Here is a 17,535-nt window from a genome sequence, read left to right on the forward strand (position 1 = left end):
AGACCGATTCCGTCGCAAGAACCTGTCTACCGATGGCTCCACGTCCTTATCAAAAGCTGTCCGCTATGGACGGTACGCCCGTGTCATCCCGAACCGCCCCCGGATCCTTGCTGAGATCACCTCATTGACCCACGGGAAATGCAATGTTTCATCAGAGACACTTATTGCCGATGATCTCTCAACGTCAGTACACTCTGTCACGTGTCTATTCGCGGTTAGACAATGGCTATTTGATTTGGACGGACCACTGACCAGGAAACCCAGGACGGGAGCCAGCCGGTGTCACAGCCAGTAGTCGCCTCGACGATGCTCCGGCGCCAGATCGGTCGGAAGTTCGCCGCGCTCCGGCGGGCAGCGGGCATCACCATGGACCAGGCGGCGGTCCAGCTCGACCGGGCCCGCGTGACCCTGCACCGGATCGAAAACGGTGCGGAGAGCGTCCGCTTTCGGCAGGCGGACGTCGAGCAGATGCTCCAGCTCTACGGCGCCTCCGACGAGCAGCGGGAGCTGCTCCTCGCGATGACCGCCGCCACCCGAGAGAAGAAGAGTTGGTGGCACGACTGGCTCGGGTCGGGCATGCCGCGCTGGTTTCAGCTCTACATCGGACTCGAGACGTCCGCCGCCACGATCCGGGAGTACGCGGCGGAACTGGTACCCGGGCTGCTCCAGACCCGCCGCTATGCCGAGGAGATCTTCCGGATGCCCGGCGGTGCCATCAGCCCCGATGATCACGAGGAGCGGGAGCGCCTCATCGAGCTTCGCAGCCGTCGCCAGGCACTGCTCACCCGCTTCAACCCACCGCAACTGAACGTAATAATGAACGAGGCGATGCTGCGGCGACCGGTCGGTAATCCCGCGATCATGGCCGAGCAGCTTCACCAGCTCGGCAAGGCAACAGAACTACCGAACGTCACCATCAAAGTTCTGCCATTTTCTGCCGGGCTGCACGCCGGAGCGATGACCGGAGCGTTTTCGATCTTAGACTTCGACCGGGACGAGAGGGGCAAGGAGGTGGAGCCGACGGTCGCCTACCTGGAATCGGTCACCGGTGCGGTCTACCTCGACAAGCCGCACGAAACCGAGGCGTACAACTTCATCTGGGCCGACATGACCCGACGTGCCCTCACCGAATCCCGGTCGAAGAGCATGATCAAAGAAATCGCAGAGGAGTACTCCCGTGCCTAGCCTGGCCGACGCCACCTGGCGCAAGTCGACCCGTAGCAACAACGCCGGCAACTGCGTCGAGGTCGCCGACAACCTGCCTGGTCTCGTCGGGCTGCGCGACAGCAAGGACCCGACGGGACCCGTCCTCGCCTTCGCCCCCGCCGACTGGTCCGCCTTCGTCACCGCCGTCAAGACCGGCGTCCTCCCCCAATGACCGGCCCCTCACTCATGGCGTACGCCCCCGGACTGACCCGGAGGCGTACGCCATAACGAGCACGCCCAGCAGTCTCGACGGAGAACCAGCAGGTAGGGTCCCGACATGGTCGACCCGCAGAGCGTGCGGAAGGCGGTCGCCGACGCAGGCTTCACCGTCGACGACTTCCTGGAAATGCCGGGCTTGCCGACGCCGATGGCCGTATGGCAGCCGTTCATCCTGGTCTCGGCCACGCCAACGGTCCGCATCCCGTACGCCGATCCGGACGCCGACGTTCGGGTGGACAACGAGTGGTGGCGACTGTGCGTTCATAACGGCACGCTCGGCGCGGACGGCACGATGCTGCTCGCCGTCGAGGGTGCCGGACAGCTCCCCTGGCTGCGGGTCAGGGTCGGCGACCCACGACCACGGGCCAGTGCGGTGCGGCTGCCGGAGGAGGCAGGGGGTTTCGTCGCCCTTTCCCCCGATGGCCGGGCCAGCACCTACGTGTCGAGCGAGGAGTGGGAGACCTGGATCTTCGCCAGCCCGACACCGTCAGCGGACACGTCGGCCTGAGACCGGGGCGCACTCCTAGTAATAGTCGTCGATCGGCTGGCGCGCCTCAGCGAACAGCGCCGGCCCCTCGTACCGCACCGGGGGCAGCGGCGGGGTGGCCGGCTTGACCTCCTCGAACTGCTCGGCGGACAACGCGTACACCACCCGGCCAAGGCCGGACCGGGCGATGGCGGTCGCGCACATCGGGCAGGGCTCGCAGCTGGTGAACATGGTGGTGGTCGCCGCCACGTCGGGCGTGAGCTCCCGGGCGGCCCAGCGGGCCAGCTTCAGTTCCGGGTGAGCGGTGATGTCCCTGTCGGAGACCACGGTGTTGTGGTCCTCGACCAGGACGGTGCCGTCCGCGCCGACCAGCAACGAGCCGAACGGGCGCTCGCCCAGCACTCCGGCTTCGCCGGCGATCTCCACAGCACGGCGGAGGAACTTCTCGTCGTCGGGCTTCATCGGTCCTCCTGGGAATTGTGGTACGCGGCCACGGCCGCAAGGGTCTGCCAGGCGCGTTCGGGCTGGCGGATCTCGGTCAGGTCACCGTTGAACGGGTCGAGCACCACCGTCTCCGCGCCGAGCAGCCGCAGCTGTTCGAGGTCAGCGACGATCTGGTGGATGGTGCCGACCCCGGCGAGCCGGTCCGGGTCGGTGACCGGTTCACGGGTCTCCCGCAGTGCGATGCGGGGCATCAGCGCGGGCGCCGGACGGCCCAGTTCGTCGGCGGTGGCCTTCAGCCGCCCGGCCGCGTCCGCCAGCCATCCTGGTGTGAACCGCAGCGGGTGCCAGGCGTCACCGAGCAGCACCGCGCGACGGATGCCTGCCTCGCTGTTGCCGCCGACCCAGATCGGGATCGGCGCGGTGTCGTAGTCGTCGGTGTTCCGCCAGGCGTCGCGCATCGCTCGCAGGTACTCGTCGGTCAGCGCGCCACGTCGCCGGAACGGCACACCGAGCGCCTCGAACTCCTGCCGGGCCCAGCCGACGCCGACACCGAGGACGAGCCGGCCGCCGCTGAGCCGGTTGAGGTTCGCGGCCATCCGGGCGGTGAGCAGCGGATGCCGGTACGGCACGATGAGCACCGTGGTGCCCAGTCGAACCCGGCGGGTCACCCCGGCCAGCCAGGACAGCGTGGTGAACGGCTCGTAGAACGGCGCCGGATACTGCTCGGCCACGTCCGGGGTCACCGCGATGTGGTCGGAGACCATCAGCAGGTCGAAGCCGAGGTCCTCGACCGTCTGCGCCCACCGTCGCAGCGTCTCGGGGTCGGTGCCCGGGGCGAAGTTCGGTACGTTCACACCAATCTGCACGGCACCTACGCTAGCGACGGCGGCGGTCGCCCGTGAACCTCCTGTCCCCGGCCCGGAGAACAGCACCGATCCTGCGCCATCACCCCACGACACCGAACGATGTCCGTGTCAGTCCGAGCGACTGTCGAAAAGCTCCCCGTCGTCCCAGTCGGCGGTGTTGTGCTTCTGGAGCCTGCCCCCGCTGCGGGTCAGCAGTAACCAGTTGTCATCGAGAATCAGGGCCGCGTCCTCGGTCGTGCTGGCGAGGATCTCGGCGACATTCCTCAGCATCCGAGGCCTGCCCAGGTCGGTGAGCAGGTCCTTGTTCATGTGGAAGGTGACGTCGACGTACGTCTCGGGCTCCCACTGCCACATGATGCCGTCGGCTTCCGCCTCGTAGTAGCCGTGTACGCCAGACGTGAGGGTGAGGACATAGCCGTACTCGTCGTCCAGGTCTGCGCTGAGCACCCGGTCGCCGCCCGGGGCAGGAACCTCGGTGGCTTCGGCGGGGATCAGTTGGGCCACCCGTTCCAGTGGGATGTCGCCGGCCAGGGTCAGCCGGTAGTGGATGGACATGCCAGACCTCTTCTCAGTCCTGCCGGACGACCTGCACAATCTTGCCGGATGGTGTGACCGCCACCAGTTCCTTGAGCCCTGGCACGGGCCAGGTGTCGAACTGTCGCCGAAGATCGTCGAGGTCGCCGCGCCAGTCGTGAAGGTTCAGCACCACCCGCTGTGTCTGGGCGCTGCTGACCTTCTTCGAGACCGCATTCCACACAGCGCGCGGCGAAACCGGCGGTGTCGGCGAGTAGCAGTCGAAAACGTGCCCCTCGATCAGGTAATCGGGCGCCCTCTGCGGGTCGCCGGCATCGCCGGTGATGCCACGCGCTTCGGCGACCTCACGCCTGGTGGGATTCTGGTGGACCCGGTAGCCTTGCCCGGCGATCGTGTCGGCACACTGGTTTTCCAACTCCAGCGACCGGCGTTCTCTGGGCTGCTCGTTGGCCGCGATCCGGGTACGGGGTCCGGTCGGCGTACCACCTGGAACGCCGGTGGCTCGGCGGGCCCAGGGCACATCACCCCCTTCGGAACGACTCGGATCCGCATCCGCACCCTGGGCTGGTGAGGGGCTGGTCGGTCCGGAACCGCCAGCCCCGGCCGATTTCCCGGTCGACCGACTTCTCGCGCCGCGTTGACGGCTACCCGAAGGTGTTCTCTGGCCTGTCCCGCCCGCTGCCGCGCCACAAGGAGGACCTCTTTGAGGTCGCCGAGCACCGACATCATCGTCGTGGGGTCGCCGCCCTGGAGAATCCGGGTCACAAGCCCGGACACGTCGTGGGTGCTGCCGAGCGTTTTGGTGATCCCGATCTGTACGGCGTCGATCCTGTGCAGCGCGGAGGCCAGGACGGCAATCACCGCCTGCGGTGACGCCTCGGTTTGTGCGGCGGTCACGGACAGGACTGTCTCATCGACCGCGTTGACGACCGTGTCGACCTGTGCCCGAACCTCGTTGACGGCGTCACGTACCCGGGACATGCCGGCAGCGACGGCGGTAAGGCCACCCCCGAGAGCGCTGGTGGTTATCCTCCGGGCTTCGTCGTCGGCGGCCGCGACGATTGCCCTTGCCCTGTCGAGGCCGGCGACGAGCACGCGTAGGTCACTGGCAGCGCTGTCGATGTGCGGCATCGCGGCCTAGGTCCTTTCGCGGCCGTCCCGCCTGGGCTCGACTCACGATACCGAACCCGTGGCGTCCGTCAGTGGTGGCGGATCCGGCTGGTACGCGGGTAGACCAGCCAGCCAGGCTTGGGCCGACGCCGCGACCACGTCTCCGCAGGTCCTCTTCGCGCCGGTCGCGTCGGGCGGGAGGCGACAACGGAAGCTCCATCAGCCTGGACGGTTCGTGAAGGCTCAGAGATCAGGTAACACGTCGACGGGGGTGGGCGAGCGGCGTTCCTCGAGCCAGAACAAATAGCGCCGCAGATCGGTCGCCAAAGGTCCAGCGAGATAGGAGCGGAAGTCACGCAGCCCCTCGGCCGCCTCCTGCTCCTCGGCGCGACCAGCGCTCCAACGCGGAAGCAGATCGTCGAGATGCTCGCGCACCCGGCCACGTTCGCGCCACCAGGCGCGGACGGTGGCGGGAGTCCAGCGGTCGTCGCCGTCGCAGCCGTAACCTCCGTACGGGTCCTCCCAGGCAGCGTCCAGGAGGGCGTTGACCTCGGCTGGTGTCCGGGGCTGCCGGAAGACGAACTCGGTGACGTACTCGCCGCCGTACAAGACGTTGCTGGGTGCGTGCAGCCGTCCGGTCCAGCAGTTGTCGGTCTGTCCCGTCCAGAAGGGGCCGGGCACGTTCAGCCAGAGCAATTCCTCCCACCTGCCGTCAAAGCCGACCCGCTGCTCGGGCCGCATCGCTGTCGTCGGGTCCCAGTAGAGGGTCACGGGAGACGACGGTACCCGGGCGGTGCCGTTGAATGGATTCCCATGGCGGAAGTGCTGGGGCGGCCAGAACGCTCTCCCGGTACGGCTCCCGGGCCCGGGCCGCCCCGCCGGGCAGGTCACCACGACGAACGGCGACCCGGGCCAGGGCGTACCTGGCCTCGACCTCGCCCGCCCGGGTCGCCGGCCGCCTGTGCCCGCTCGATCTCGGCCTCGCTCATCCGCGCCGCCGCGTCGGTCTTACCCCGCCGGAAGGCCGACCGCACCCGCGCACTGAAATCCACGATCAATTCCCCATCCGGCGAGGCGGGGAACCCGCCTCGACAACGAGTCGTGGCGACGGAAGCCGTCCCACCAGCACAGTCGATCACGGTGACCAGGTTGGATGGCGCCGAACCACCCGACCGCCGTCCGGACCGGCGACCGTGAGGCGGTCGGAGGACCTGCAAAAACCCGTCCGTCGGCGGCGTGGATCGTGTCAGGATGCTCGGCATGTCCGGTCGGGCGACGAGTTTCGGGGCCGTAGCGGAGGCGTACGAGCGGTTCCGGCCCGGGTATCCGGTGGAACTTGCCGACCTGGTGCTCACGTACGCGGGTAGGCCGGTGCGGACCGCCCTCGAGATCGGCGCCGGGACAGGAAAGGCAACCAGGCTGTTCGCCGAGCGAGGGATCGCGGTCACCGCCACCGACCCGGACGGGGCCATGCTCGCCGAGCTGAGGAAACACGTGCCGGCCGACGTCAGGACCGTGCAGGCCGCGTTCGAGGACGTCCGAGCCGACGAGAGCTACGACCTGGTCTACGCGGCGGCGGCGCTGCACTGGACAGAACCGGAGCGGCGGTGGTCGCGGATGGCCGCGTTGGTGGCGCCGGGCGGGACCTTCGCCTCGTGTGGTGGAGCACTGCAACTGGCTGACCCGGCGGTGCGGGAGGCCGTACGCGTGGCCCGGGCGCCGTTCCTGGCCAGCGACGAGATCCCGTCCCCCGACGGCACGCCACCGGATCAGGACCTGCAGTGGCCAGGTACGGAGCTTCGACGCTCGACATGGTTCGTCGACGTACGGCAGTCCGTGCTCGAACGCCGGCTGACGATGGACGCCGACGACTATGTCGGCTACCTGACGACCGTCTCGGCCTACCTCGAGTTGCCGAGCCCACACCAGGAGCAGGTGTTCGACGCGATCAGACGGGTCCTGCCGACGACGGTCGAGGTGGTCGCCGACCTCACCGTCCATCTCGCGCGCCGGTGCGACGAGCGGTGGTGCGCGGAGAGCCCCTCCGCTGCGGGCCGTCGTGGCGGGTCTTCGTGACCGGACAGACGCACTGGGACCACGACGCCGACCTGATCACCGGCTTCGACCACGACACCGGCGCGGTTCTCGTCCGAGCCACGACCGTCATCGCGGTCGTCCGGGAAGGGCTGCGGCGCGGCCCGGTCAGATCGACTCACCTGCCCGTATCGACGCGCCACCAGTCCCGCGCGTCCGCCGCGTCTTCGGACCAGAATTCCAGAAGATCTCCCGGCGCGAGCCCGAGAGCGCGTTCGATCTCGCCGGCGGTGAGGCTACGCAGGGAGTCGGACAACGACCGGGTCAGGTCGAGCCAGTAGCCACGCAGCGTGGACTCGCTCACGAACAGTTGCCTGGCGATCTGGGCGTAGCTCAAACCGCGGGCACGGCCGTGGAGGAGCTGACGCTGACGCTCACTGAGCAGGGTGATGCAGTCGCGCCGGACCAGGACCTCGAGTATCCCGACAACCGGCTGCGGCACTACCGTGCCGCCGGCGGCGACCTCGAGGAGGAGTTGCTCGGCCCGGCCGGTCGGCAGCGCCTTGGAGACGACGCCGCTCGCACCCGCCGCGATGCAGGCCGCGAGGACGAACCGGCGCTCCTCCTGACTGTAGACGCAGACCCGGTAGCCGCGACCGGTCAGCGCACGGATCGCGGCGATGCCCTGCCGGACGTCAGGCTGCTGTTCGAGGTTCGCCAGGTGCAGGTCGAGCAGGACCACCTCCACCACCGGGCGACGGCGCAGCAGTTCCTCCACGGTCGCGACGGCGACGACGACGTCGAGGCCGGGCATGAGCAGGCCGATCGACTCGCGGATCAGCGACGCGTCGTCGACGACCGCCACCGGGCGCCTCATGCCGCGTCCACGGAGGCGTCCCGGTCCGGGGAAACGCTGGCCGGCCCGAGACCGGACGAGATCGTCACCGTCGTCCCCTCCCCCACTGTTGACTCGACTTCGACGTCGAGTCCCCGCAGCCGCAGTTCGCCCACGACAACCTGGCGCAGGCCGACCCCGGCCGTCACCGACGACGAGTCGAACCCGACGCCGTCGTCGCGCACGGTCAACGTCCAGCTCCCGTCCCCGCCCTGGTCGAGGTGGACCACGACGGTGTCCGCCCGGGCGTGCACGCGTACGTTGAGCAGCAGGCTCTCGAGCGCGCGTTCGACAGCCTCGGCCTGCGCGGCGGGAAGTTCCAGCTCGGCGCCGAGGTCGAGCAGTGTGTCGACGTGCAGGTCGGCGAACCGGTCACACACCCGCCCGATCATGGGGGCGAGCATCACCGGCGAGCCGGAGCCGACCGCCGGATAGCCGGCGGCCCGGTCTTCCTCCGGCGCCTGGCCACGCAGGTAGGAGCGCATGCGCCGCAGTTCCACCTCCGCCTGGTCGATGAGCCGGGAGCGTGCGGCGTCGGTCCCCGGTTCGGTCAGCAGGCGCATCAGGGCGACGCCGTTGTGCATCATCACCTGGGCACGTCTTTCCTCCTCACGCCGGGCCAGCTCCGCTGCGCGGGCACGCGAGGCGTCGGCGTCGGACGCGATGCGACGCGTGTATCCGAAGAGCATTCGCGCGACCAGCGAATACACGACGTAGGTGAGGATGTTGCCGACCGCGGTCGAGGTCATGTCCTCCCCGACCTCGCCGCGAAGGAACACCACGTAGCAGACGACGATGCCGACGAGGCCACCCACGCAGAGGGTACGGCTGCGGACACCGCTGGCCGTGAGGATGACCGACAGCGCGTAGCCCGGCTGGTAGGCGACCCAGGTACCAAGGCGTACCCCCGGTGCGAGCACCAGCGGCCCGAGCACGAGCAGGCCGCAGGCGAGCGCGAAGTCCGCTACGGAAGCCGCCGTGCCCAGCGGGCGGCGGCGCACCAGCGCCACCACGCTGACCGCGACGGACGCGCATGCCGCGGCAGCCCAGCACGCGAGATAGGCGACATCGTGCGGTGACGTCGCCGCGCCGAGGTGCACCGCCGGGGCCATCTGCGCCACCGTGCCCAGGCGGACACCCGCGATGAAGTACGAGAACGCCCGCTCGACACCGGCTCTGGTCGTCGGCAGCTCCGTGACGCGCCACAGCCCGATCCGGCCGCTCATGGCCCTCCTCAGGTGGACGGCGGTCCAGGCCGACAGAAGTTCGCGGATTCGTTGGGTCACAGCCGATCCGCGAAACGCAATGATCAGCGTACTTCAGTGCACCGAGCTGGAAATCACCAGTTTTCTCCGAAAGGACACCACGGATGCGGCGAGTTCTCCCCCTGTCCACCGCGCTGACGGTCACCGTCAGCCTGACGCTGGTCGTGGCGGCAGCGCCCACCCAGGCAGCCCTATCCGGCTTCGACACCAACGGCTTCGACACCAGCGGCGCGGGAACCGTCGTCCAGGCGTCCGTACCGGTGCGGACCGTGCCGGCCTCGGCGGGCACGTTCCGGGTGACCGGGACGGGTCTGTCCGCACAGGCTCTCGACGACGCGTCGATGCAGGACCTGGCCACGTACGCCAAGGAGAGCGGGCGGGACCTGTCCGCCGTCGTCGCGGCCCACCAGGGCATCCACGAGTTCAGTGCCTACGTCACGGAACTGGAGGAGACGAGGCCGGACACGTTCGTCCGGGCTGGCCTGGCTGCTCCGGACAGCGCGGGCAGCAACTGGATCCAGTTCACCGCGAAGCCGGACGCCGACGTCGTTGCCGAACTCGAACGTCTGCCGGTGAACACCGAGGTGCAGTACGGCGCGCCGGCAAGCTCTGCGGAGCTGGCCAACCTGGCCTACGCGCTCACCACGTCCCTTGCGGCGCGCTCCGACGTCATCCGGTCCGCGGGCACCCGCTACGACCCCGAGCGACGCGTCATGCGCCTCCAGTACGCGCCCGTCGAGGGATCGTCGCGGCTGAGCGCGCTCAGCTCGATCTTCGAGCAGGCGTTGACCGCGGGCACCGTCGGAGGACAGCTTCCGATCGACGTGGTGCTCGAACTCGACCCTGACCGGGACGCGGTCACCGAACGCACCGTCGAAGGCGGACGGGACCTCAACCTGGCCAACGGCGACGCCGAATGCACCGCCGGTTTCACCGCGGTCCGCAACGGCACCCGGGGTGTGCTGACCGCGCGGCACTGCGCCAACGCCCTCCGGTACGGCAACGCCACGGGGATCATCACTACCAGCCCGACCCAGACGTCGAACAGCGCGATCGACTTCCAGTTCCACCGGACGCTGACCGGGAACGGTCACTCGACGAACAAGCAGTTCCGGGCGACCAACCGGCAGGCGGGCGGCGACCGGACGGTGACAGCCGTCGCCAACGCGCCGATGAACTCGGCCGTCTGTCACTGGGGCCGCACCAGCGGATACCGCTGCTCCTACATCGCCGACACCGACACCTGCCAGACGTTCACCAACGGCGACCGGTGGTGCGGCCTGGACATCACCGACGCCGACATCTCGGCCGGTGGCGACAGCGGCGGCCCGTGGTTCTTCGGCAACACCGCCCGGGGCGGCCACACCGGCGCCTGGAACAACGTGGAAAGCTACCTCACCCGGATCGGTCGGGTGAGCCGTCACCTCGACGCTACCGTACTGCAGAACTAACAGAGGCGGATCAGCACACCGGGTGTCCCGGACACCCGGTGTGCCTCCACGGCCCACCGGCAGCGGTGACGGTTGCCCCCGGCACCGCCGACGCCGGAGGTCCTCGCCATCCGGACCTCGTGAGGCAGCTCGCAGGTCCCAGCGGTGGTTAGGTTGACCGGATGGATCGAGACTTGTTCGCCGCTCGGTTGGCGGAGTCGGCCGAGGCTGCCCGGAGCTTCGCGCAGACGCTGGTGGTCGAGCGGCTGCCGGCACCCCTGGTGTTCCGGGTACGACTGAACCAGTCGTACGACGGGCATCCGCCACGTCCCGGCGAGGTCCGCTATCCGCAGGACAGTGAGCCTGACCGCCGGAACGCGTTGTGGCGGTGTGACGCCGGAACGGTCGTGGACGAGTTGTGGCGTGACGGTCGGGTGCCCGAGTGGGTGAACGTCGCGGTCGTCGGCGAGACTGGCACGGCGACCATCATCGAGCTGGTCTGCTGTGGACGGTTCACCGACGACGAGTCGCGGCTCTACCACATCCGGGAGGGCGTACCCCCATTCCACGTCCTGGGTCCGGCGCTGCCTCCGGTCCACGACGGCAGCCCGTTCAGCCTCCACACCCGTACCGAGTGCGGTGACAGCGAGGACCTCCGGCACCTGGCGAGCGTCGCCGACCGGATCTGGTCGGTGACCGTAGCGGGCGACGGGTACGACCATGACGCGCTGCCGCCGCTGCCCCATGCCGAGATCGTCGAGTGCGGCCGGTGCAGGTCGGGCGTCGGAGCGCTGTCGACGTTCGCCCGTTTTCCGAAACTTCGGCTCCTGCGCCTGCACCTCGCGACGCCGAGCGAGTTCCAGGTCAGTCCGGCCGACCGGCTCGACACCCTGACGGAGTTGACCGTCACCGGCCTGCCGCCGCGCCCCTGGGGCCAGGCCGCGATCGCCGAGGTCGCCCCGGGCCTGACCCGCGTCGACCTCGCCGCGGCCGAGACGTTGTGGTTGGACGGCGCCTTCGGCCCGTCGGTGCGGAACGTGGAGCTCGTCGCCCCGGCGATCGCCGGCTCGGCACGGCTCCCTACCGAGCTCGACCACCTGCGGATCCGGCTCGGCCACGACGCCGACCAGCAGGTCGTGGCGCTGCTCGAGGGTGTCACGCGGCTCGGGTCGCTGGACCTGCGCGGGACACCCGTCAGCGATGCGGTCCTCCCCGTCCTCGCGCGGTACGACCTCCGTCAGCTCACCCTGGTCGACACCGCGGTGAGCGCGTCGGCGCTGTCCCGGTACCGCACCGACCATGCGGAGACCATGCTGTACCCCCGGGAGCCCGCCTACAGTGTGAACGACCTGCGGATCGTCGGTTCCCCGTACGCTCAGCCCTGAGCGCGGGTGGAGACGGAACCGGGGCGCCCGGGAGTGACGGGCTGTCGGAGTGCTCGCGGCACTGTCCGGTGACCACGGCGGGGTGCTCGACCTTGTCACACCCGACGCCGTCCTGCGGCATCGTGCGTTGTCCCGGCATAAGCAGCTGGTGGATGTCGGCTAGGTTCGGCATTATGGCGAGCGTTCTCACCCCGGCCGACCTCGTCTGGAACCGCGCGCTGAGCGACCAGCCGGGGCGTGGCGTCGGCGACCGGCACCTGCACGCGATGGCCAAGCCGTACGGCCGGATCATGGGCAGCGGCACCTCGGCCGTGGCCGATACGTGCACCCCCGAAGAGATCCTCCGTGCCGCGGACGCGTTCGACTATCTCGGTCTGACCGACCTCGCCGAGTTGACCCGGCGGCTCACCGACGCGGACTTCGACGACGGGCGGGAGCGGCGGCTCAACCACGCCTTTTTCGGCCTGGAGAACGGGCTCGAACGAGCCTTCCATCGTCGGTACGCGGCAGCTCCCGACGACTTCGAGCCGCCACCACTCCGCGCGTCGCCGGCGGCCTCGTCGCCGCAGGTTCCGCCCGGCCCGACAGGTCGAGCCTCAAAGGTCTGTTCAGGCACGGTCGTCGTCCACGAACTGAACGACGAATGCACCCGAGGAGTGGTCTGTGCCCGCCGTCAGGCGCACCATGTGCCGCACGAAGAGGCCGTGCTACACCGTGGCATCGGTTGTGCGCTCTGCCCGTCCGGCCCTGACTGGGCACGCTGATCGGCTGCACGTGCCATCACCAGCGATCTGACCGACCGCCGTCATGACCTGACCGAGGCGGAACCCGGCCTCACCGGGAGGTAGTAACGGACGTGGATCATCTGCCGTTGTTCGTCGGTATCGCCTGCCTCGGAGTGACCGTCCTGTTTGTTGTGGCCATGGTGTCGACCGCGAAGCGCGAGCGGAAGCGGCGCGACCGGTTGACGCGGTGGGCCCACCAGCACGGTTGGACGATCACGCCGTACCCGGCGGTGGACTGGGGGCGACGACTTCCGGGCGGCAACCCTCGTGGGGTGTCGCTGGCGGTCTCGGCGGTCGTGGCTGGTCGGCCGGTCAGTGTCGCGGAGTACTCCTACACCGAGACACAGACGACCACGACATCGGACGGTCAGGGTGGCACCAGCACCACGCAGACGACCCAGACGCACTCGTTCACCGTTGTCGTCGTACGGCTGACGCGCGCCTATCCGGGGCTCACGGTCGAGCCTCGGCCGCCGATGTCCCGACTGGGGCAGCGGCTGACCGGTGGTGGGAAGGCCACCGGGCACGACGGGTTCGACCGACGGTACCGGGTCCGTGGCGGCGATCCCGGTACGATCTCCCGGCTCATCGGGCCGGCGCTGATCGACGAACATCTCGCCGGCACCGTGCCGTCCTGGAGTGTCTACGGTCCCGAGCTGCTCAGCTACCGTCCGGGTGTGATCGACATGCCGGAACACATTCCCGCGTTGGTCGGTCCGCTGCTCCGGGTCGCGCAACACCTGGAGAGTCGACAGTAGGAGCGGCCCGGGCACCGTCGGCTACCTGCCCGGGTCCGGAGAGGCTCGACGGGTCGCTCCCGATGACGCACCATGCGGCCATGAGTTTCCATGTCGTGGTAATCGCTGTCGAGCCGACCGCGACGGACGCCGACATACGCACCATGGCGGACCGCTGCACCAGCCCGGATCACCCGGACGGCGAGTTGGACGCACGTGTCGTCGGATTCTACGAGGACCTCCGCGCCTGCTTCCCCGACGTCCCACCCCACGATCCCGACTCACCGTGGATGATGACGCCCTTGGCGGTCGGCATCGACCACGTCAGCATGCACCTGAGCTACGGCGAACACGGCTCGCCGGCACTGGGGCTGATCGACGAACTCGCCCAGCGCCACGAACTCACGATCTACGATCCGCAGGGCGACGAGGTAATTCGGCCCGCGGACGTACGCGCACCGGCCGATCCGGCGATCGTGGCGTTGATCGACGAGCTACGGGCGGAGGGCCGGTGACGAGCCGGGCCAGGCGACGTCGTCGATCGCGAGCCACGGCGCGACGGCCAGGGCCGTCGGCGTGGTCCCGGCGTACGCCCTGACGTCGCGGTGTAGGTGGGACTGGTCGGCGTACCCGCTCTCGGCGGCGACGCGGGCGACGTCGTGCCCGGCGACCAGCAGGTGCGCGGCGTGGTCGAACCTGACCAGTCGGGCGGCGCCCTTGGGGGTGATCCCGAGTTGGGACCGGAACCGGGACCACAGGCGCTTACGGCTCCAACCGACCTCGTCCGCCAGAGCCTCGACCCGGGCCCGTCCCCGGCTGGCGAGCGTGCGGCGCCAGACCTGGGCCACCTCCGGGTCGACGGGCCGGCGGGTCTCCCAGCGTCGACCGAGCATCTTCCCGGCAATGGTGAAGCGTTCCGCCCAGGACGTCGCGGCGCTCAGCCGCTCCTCGACCTGGCCAGCGTGCCGGCCCCACAACTGGTCCAAGGCCACGAGTGCCCCACCGAGCTCGGCCGAGGCTCCGAACACCGTCGCCGCCGCAACCGGTTCCAGCCGGATCTGGAGGCACTCGCCGACTCCGGAGCCGCTGGCCCGCAGGTCGCCGGGAGCGAGCCCGATGACCACACTGCCGTGTTCGCGGCGGCCACCGGCCCGGTAGGCGAGGCACCCGCCTCCGCTCAGGTCGACGAGCAGGGTGACGGCCGGGTGCGCGACCATCGCGATGTCGACGGGCCCGGGAACCCGCTGGTGGAAGCCGGCCATGCTGATTCCCGGCAGCGGTCGCGGCGAGCGCGGGACCGCGATCTCCACCGATGCCCAGTCGGGCGATGTCCCGGTCGACACCACGGGCCGAGTCTAGGCGCGACGGTTGTCGGGCGGGGTGTTCGCCGTCGGCGCCGTGAAGTTCAGCAGGACCTCGCTGGTCGCGTCGGGCACTTCGAGCATCGGAAGGTGTCCGACGCCGGGCAGCATCTCGACCCGGGCGGTCGGCGCCGCGTCGTACCGACGGGCCGACGCCGGATCCCAGCGCGGGTCGGCGGCGCCGAAGATCACCAGTACGGGCACGGCGACGGCGGTGAGCCGCTCCGGCACACTCCGCTCGGCGAGATAGGCGCTGTTGGCCCGCAGTACTCCCCTCGTCGCGCGGTACGTGGTCCGTTGCAGGTCGGCGACCAGGTCGTCCGGGACCTCCACCGGGCGTACGCAGGTCAGGCCGATCCCCCGGCGGATCATCTTGTCCGTCCGCCGTCGCCAGAGCAGCGGCCCGAGGGGTGGGGCGAGCAGGACCCGGAGCAGGGCCGGCTGGGGAAGCAGCGCGTCGGGGCTCGGGCCGGTGCTGACCAGGACGAGTGATCCGACCAGGTCGGGGCGCTGTTCGGCGAGCGCGGTGGCGACGTAGCCGCCGCTTGAGTGTCCGGCCACGGCGACCCGCCGCAGGCCGAGGTCGTCGAGCAGTGCGGCCACCCGACCCGCCTGTGCGTGCACCGCGTACGACGGCGCGGGCGGGGACTTGCCGCAGCCGGGGAGGTCGACCCGGATGACGTGGTGGTGACCGGCGAGCGCCGGAACCATCGGGTGCCAGGAGTTTCCCGAGAACCCGGAACCGTGGACGAGCAGCAGCGGCGGTGCCTGCCGGGAACCGTCGTGGACCACGTGCAGACCCTGCGGAGACTCGACGTCGTCGACGTTCATGCCCCCGATGGTGCGGGGGCCTGCCGCCACCGGTCTTGGACAAATGTCGGCGTACCCCGATCCAAAATCAGGTCCTGATGTCGGCTGCTATCGGTGGTCCGCGGCCTCGACGGGTCCGGTGAGGCGGCCGATGCCGGGCAGGAACCGGCCCACCCGCGAGGCATAGGCGGCGTAGGCAGCGCCGTGCACACGGGCGAGGTACGGCTCCTCCACCGCGCGGACCTGCAACTGGATCGACACGGCCAGGACCACTGTGGCGGCGAGGGAGATCGGGTTCGGCACCATCAGGGTCAGGCCGAGGCTCGTCACGATCATCGCGGTGAAGATCGGGTTGCGGGCCACCGCGAACGCTCCGCCGGTGACCAGGTCGGTACGTTCGCCAGGGTCGACCCCGACCCGCCACGAGGTGCCCATGCCCGTCTGGGCGGCGAGGACGGCGATCACTCCGGCGACGGCGAGCACCAGTCCGCTGATCCACATCGCGGTCCGGTCGACGACGACGGCGGCCGGGTTCATGCCGGCGAGCGCGGCAACCGGGCCGGCCGTGCCGAGCAGCAGCGCGGCGACGAACAGCAGCTTGGCCCACCAGCGCAGCGTGCCGACCGGTCCGGCGTCCAGCCGGAGTCCGGTGTCGCCGGTGCGGCGCCACTGTGCGAGGCTGCGCCACCCGAACGCCAGTCCGAGGGCGAGCAGATAGATCAGTAGTGCGATCGCGGCCATCGACTCACTTCCTGCCGGTGCAGCCGTCGTCGCCGCAGCCGTCCACCGTCGTGGTGGGCGTGGACCCGGGGTTGACCGGCGCGCAGCAGACGTCCCCGCGCCACGCCTCGCGACCTTCCTTGACCGCCACGGCGGCGATGACGAGGGCGGCGACCGGGTCGGCCCACCACCAGCCGAAGAGCGAGTTGACCACCAGCCCGGCCAGCAGTACCGCGGACAGGTAGGTGCACAGCAGGGTCTGCTTCGAGTCGGCCACCGCCGAGGCCGAGCCGAGTTCACGACCGGTACGGCGCTGCACGGCCGACAGCACCGGCATCACGACCAGGGACAGCGCGGCCAGGATGAGGCCGACGGTGGAGTGCTCGGCCCGGTCGGCGCCGGACAGCGCACGCACCGACTCGACCGTCACGTACGCCGCGAGGGCGAAGAACGACACCGCGATGATCCGCAGTGTGGTGCGTTCGCGGCGTTCGTGGTCGGCGGCGGAGAACTGCCACGCCACCGCGGTCGCGGAGGCGACCTCGACGACCGAGTCCAGCCCGAAGCCGATCAGCGCCGTCGACGACGCGACAGACCCCGCGGTGATCGCCACCGCCGCCTCGACGACGTTGTAGACGATGGTCGCGGCGACCAGCAGCCGCACCCGCCGGGTGAGCAGAGCCCGCCGGGCCGCCGCCGGGCCGACCGGCTCCAACCGGATCGGGGTGGCCATCAGCAGCAGCCCTGGTCGGACGTGGCCGGACACGCCGCCGGATCCACCGCTAACACCAGTCCGAGCAGGTCCCCCAGGGCGTGCGCCAGCCGCGCGTCAGCCAGCTCGTAGCGGGTTCGCCGCCCCTCCGGCACGGCGACGACCAACCCACAGCCGCGCAGGCAGGCCAGATGGTTGGAGAGGTTCTGCCGGCTGGTGCCCAGCAGTTCAGCCAGCTCCGCCGGATACCCCGGCCCCTCGCGCAGTGCGAGCAGAAGCCGGGCCCGCACCGGATCGGACAGGGCATGGCCGAAGCGCGCCAACACCTGCCCGTGCGTCAACGTCTCCACACACGGACTGTACAGCAACTGCTGTATTCAGTGAATTCTGTACCGTGACAGGGGACGCGGATTGTCAGTGCAGGACGAGGAGATTGGTGGGTGCCTGGGCTTCCTCAGCCTCGTCCGTCCGGGGCGAGCGGTCCGACTCGAGCGGTGGGCCCCGGGGTACCCGGTGTCCCGCCTACCGACCGGTG

At 69.8% G+C, this 17,535-nt stretch carries 22 protein-coding genes; 10 read left to right on the top strand and 12 right to left on the bottom strand.

Features of this window, described 5'->3' with window-relative positions:
• Positions 1 to 306 precede the first annotated feature (306 nt).
• From ABGB21_RS23340 to ABGB21_RS23350, 3 genes are all read left to right on the top strand, one after another.
• A complete protein-coding gene (locus ABGB21_RS23340) occupies positions 307 to 1,185 on the top strand; it encodes a helix-turn-helix transcriptional regulator (protein ID WP_347657126.1) in 879 nt (292 codons plus the stop codon).
• Positions 1,178 to 1,378, top strand: coding sequence for a DUF397 domain-containing protein (locus tag ABGB21_RS23345; protein WP_347657087.1), 201 nt, complete (start codon positions 1,178 to 1,180; stop codon positions 1,376 to 1,378). Before ABGB21_RS23340 ends, ABGB21_RS23345 begins: the two co-directional genes overlap by 8 nt.
• A gap of 105 nt (positions 1,379 to 1,483) precedes the next feature.
• Positions 1,484 to 1,933 carry a hypothetical protein gene (locus ABGB21_RS23350; RefSeq protein ID WP_347657086.1) on the top strand — a complete coding sequence of 150 codons (450 nt, stop codon included), beginning with the start codon at positions 1,484 to 1,486 and terminating at the stop codon, positions 1,931 to 1,933.
• A gap of 15 nt (positions 1,934 to 1,948) precedes the next feature.
• On the opposite strand, the gene ABGB21_RS23355 is transcribed toward ABGB21_RS23350, so the two are convergent.
• The 4 genes from ABGB21_RS23355 to ABGB21_RS23370 all read right to left on the bottom strand — a co-directional run bounded on the left by ABGB21_RS23355 (position 1,949) and on the right by ABGB21_RS23370 (position 4,213).
• Positions 1,949 to 2,374, bottom strand: coding sequence for a nucleoside deaminase (locus tag ABGB21_RS23355; RefSeq protein WP_347657085.1), 426 nt, complete (start codon positions 2,372 to 2,374; stop codon positions 1,949 to 1,951).
• On the bottom strand, positions 2,371 to 3,222 hold the full coding sequence (locus ABGB21_RS23360; protein WP_347657084.1) for a TIGR03619 family F420-dependent LLM class oxidoreductase: 852 nt from the start codon (positions 3,220 to 3,222) through the stop codon (positions 2,371 to 2,373). Before ABGB21_RS23360 ends, ABGB21_RS23355 begins: the two co-directional genes overlap by 4 nt.
• 108 nt (positions 3,223 to 3,330) lie before the next feature.
• Positions 3,331 to 3,777: a SitI3 family protein gene (locus ABGB21_RS23365; protein ID WP_347657083.1), complete on the bottom strand. Its 447-nt coding sequence runs from the start codon at positions 3,775 to 3,777 to the stop codon at positions 3,331 to 3,333.
• Between the two features lie 13 nt (positions 3,778 to 3,790).
• Positions 3,791 to 4,213, bottom strand: coding sequence for a hypothetical protein (locus ABGB21_RS23370; RefSeq protein WP_347657125.1), 423 nt, complete (start codon positions 4,211 to 4,213; stop codon positions 3,791 to 3,793).
• 110 nt (positions 4,214 to 4,323) lie between these two features.
• On the opposite strand from ABGB21_RS23370, the gene ABGB21_RS23375 reads away from it, so the two are divergent.
• Positions 4,324 to 4,629: a hypothetical protein gene (locus ABGB21_RS23375; protein WP_347657082.1), complete on the top strand. Its 306-nt coding sequence runs from the start codon at positions 4,324 to 4,326 to the stop codon at positions 4,627 to 4,629.
• A gap of 480 nt (positions 4,630 to 5,109) precedes the next feature.
• On the opposite strand, the gene ABGB21_RS23380 is transcribed toward ABGB21_RS23375, so the two are convergent.
• A complete protein-coding gene (locus ABGB21_RS23380; protein ID WP_347657081.1) occupies positions 5,110 to 5,637 on the bottom strand; it encodes a hypothetical protein in 528 nt (175 codons plus the stop codon).
• Positions 5,638 to 6,117: 480 nt separating this feature from the next.
• Between ABGB21_RS23380 and ABGB21_RS23385 the strand changes: the two genes are divergently transcribed.
• On the top strand, positions 6,118 to 6,942 hold the full coding sequence (locus ABGB21_RS23385) for a class I SAM-dependent methyltransferase (RefSeq protein WP_347679532.1): 825 nt from the start codon (positions 6,118 to 6,120) through the stop codon (positions 6,940 to 6,942).
• A 136-nt stretch (positions 6,943 to 7,078) separates the two neighbouring features.
• Here ABGB21_RS23385 and ABGB21_RS23390 read toward each other — a convergent pair whose 3' ends face one another.
• Positions 7,079 to 7,777 carry a LuxR C-terminal-related transcriptional regulator gene (locus tag ABGB21_RS23390; protein WP_347657079.1) on the bottom strand — a complete coding sequence of 233 codons (699 nt, stop codon included), beginning with the start codon at positions 7,775 to 7,777 and terminating at the stop codon, positions 7,079 to 7,081.
• Entirely contained in the window at positions 7,774 to 9,021 is a 1,248-nt protein-coding gene (locus tag ABGB21_RS23395; RefSeq protein WP_347657078.1) for an ATP-binding protein, read from the bottom strand. Before ABGB21_RS23395 ends, ABGB21_RS23390 begins: the two co-directional genes overlap by 4 nt.
• 143 nt (positions 9,022 to 9,164) lie before the next feature.
• On the opposite strand from ABGB21_RS23395, the gene ABGB21_RS23400 reads away from it, so the two are divergent.
• The 5 genes from ABGB21_RS23400 (at position 9,165) to ABGB21_RS23420 (ending at position 13,912) form a co-directional block, all read left to right on the top strand.
• The gene (locus ABGB21_RS23400; RefSeq protein ID WP_347679534.1) at positions 9,165 to 10,511 is read left to right on the top strand and encodes a S1 family peptidase; all 1,347 of its coding nucleotides are present in this window, start codon (positions 9,165 to 9,167) and stop codon (positions 10,509 to 10,511) included.
• A 161-nt stretch (positions 10,512 to 10,672) separates the two neighbouring features.
• Positions 10,673 to 11,875: a hypothetical protein gene (locus ABGB21_RS23405; RefSeq protein WP_347679536.1), complete on the top strand. Its 1,203-nt coding sequence runs from the start codon at positions 10,673 to 10,675 to the stop codon at positions 11,873 to 11,875.
• A gap of 173 nt (positions 11,876 to 12,048) precedes the next feature.
• A complete protein-coding gene (locus ABGB21_RS23410; RefSeq protein WP_347679538.1) occupies positions 12,049 to 12,639 on the top strand; it encodes a hypothetical protein in 591 nt (196 codons plus the stop codon).
• A gap of 92 nt (positions 12,640 to 12,731) precedes the next feature.
• A complete protein-coding gene (locus ABGB21_RS23415) occupies positions 12,732 to 13,418 on the top strand; it encodes a hypothetical protein (RefSeq protein WP_347679540.1) in 687 nt (228 codons plus the stop codon).
• An 80-nt stretch (positions 13,419 to 13,498) separates the two neighbouring features.
• Positions 13,499 to 13,912 (top strand): hypothetical protein, encoded by a 414-nt coding sequence (locus tag ABGB21_RS23420; RefSeq protein WP_347657073.1) that lies wholly within the window; start codon positions 13,499 to 13,501, stop codon positions 13,910 to 13,912.
• Here the strand turns inward: ABGB21_RS23420 and ABGB21_RS23425 are convergent.
• The 5 genes from ABGB21_RS23425 to ABGB21_RS23445 all read right to left on the bottom strand — a co-directional run bounded on the left by ABGB21_RS23425 (position 13,892) and on the right by ABGB21_RS23445 (position 17,350).
• Positions 13,892 to 14,743, bottom strand: coding sequence for a helix-turn-helix domain-containing protein (locus ABGB21_RS23425; RefSeq protein ID WP_347657072.1), 852 nt, complete (start codon positions 14,741 to 14,743; stop codon positions 13,892 to 13,894). The genes ABGB21_RS23420 and ABGB21_RS23425 overlap by 21 nt on opposite strands.
• A 9-nt stretch (positions 14,744 to 14,752) precedes the next feature.
• Positions 14,753 to 15,589: an alpha/beta hydrolase gene (locus ABGB21_RS23430; protein ID WP_347657071.1), complete on the bottom strand. Its 837-nt coding sequence runs from the start codon at positions 15,587 to 15,589 to the stop codon at positions 14,753 to 14,755.
• An 87-nt stretch (positions 15,590 to 15,676) separates the two neighbouring features.
• Complete coding sequence (locus ABGB21_RS23435) at positions 15,677 to 16,309, bottom strand: isoprenylcysteine carboxylmethyltransferase family protein (RefSeq protein WP_347657070.1); 633 nt, start codon at positions 16,307 to 16,309, stop codon at positions 15,677 to 15,679.
• 4 nt (positions 16,310 to 16,313) lie between these two features.
• Positions 16,314 to 17,021, bottom strand: a complete 708-nt coding sequence (locus ABGB21_RS23440; protein WP_347657124.1) for a cation transporter — start codon at positions 17,019 to 17,021, stop codon at positions 16,314 to 16,316.
• Entirely contained in the window at positions 17,021 to 17,350 is a 330-nt protein-coding gene (locus ABGB21_RS23445; protein WP_347657069.1) for a metalloregulator ArsR/SmtB family transcription factor, read from the bottom strand. The genes ABGB21_RS23440 and ABGB21_RS23445 overlap by 1 nt, the downstream gene beginning before the upstream one ends.
• Between the last annotated feature and the right edge of the window lie 185 nt (positions 17,351 to 17,535).

It is taken from the genome of Plantactinospora sp. B24E8 (assembly GCF_039871735.1).
GTDB lineage: Bacteria > Actinomycetota > Actinomycetes > Mycobacteriales > Micromonosporaceae > Plantactinospora.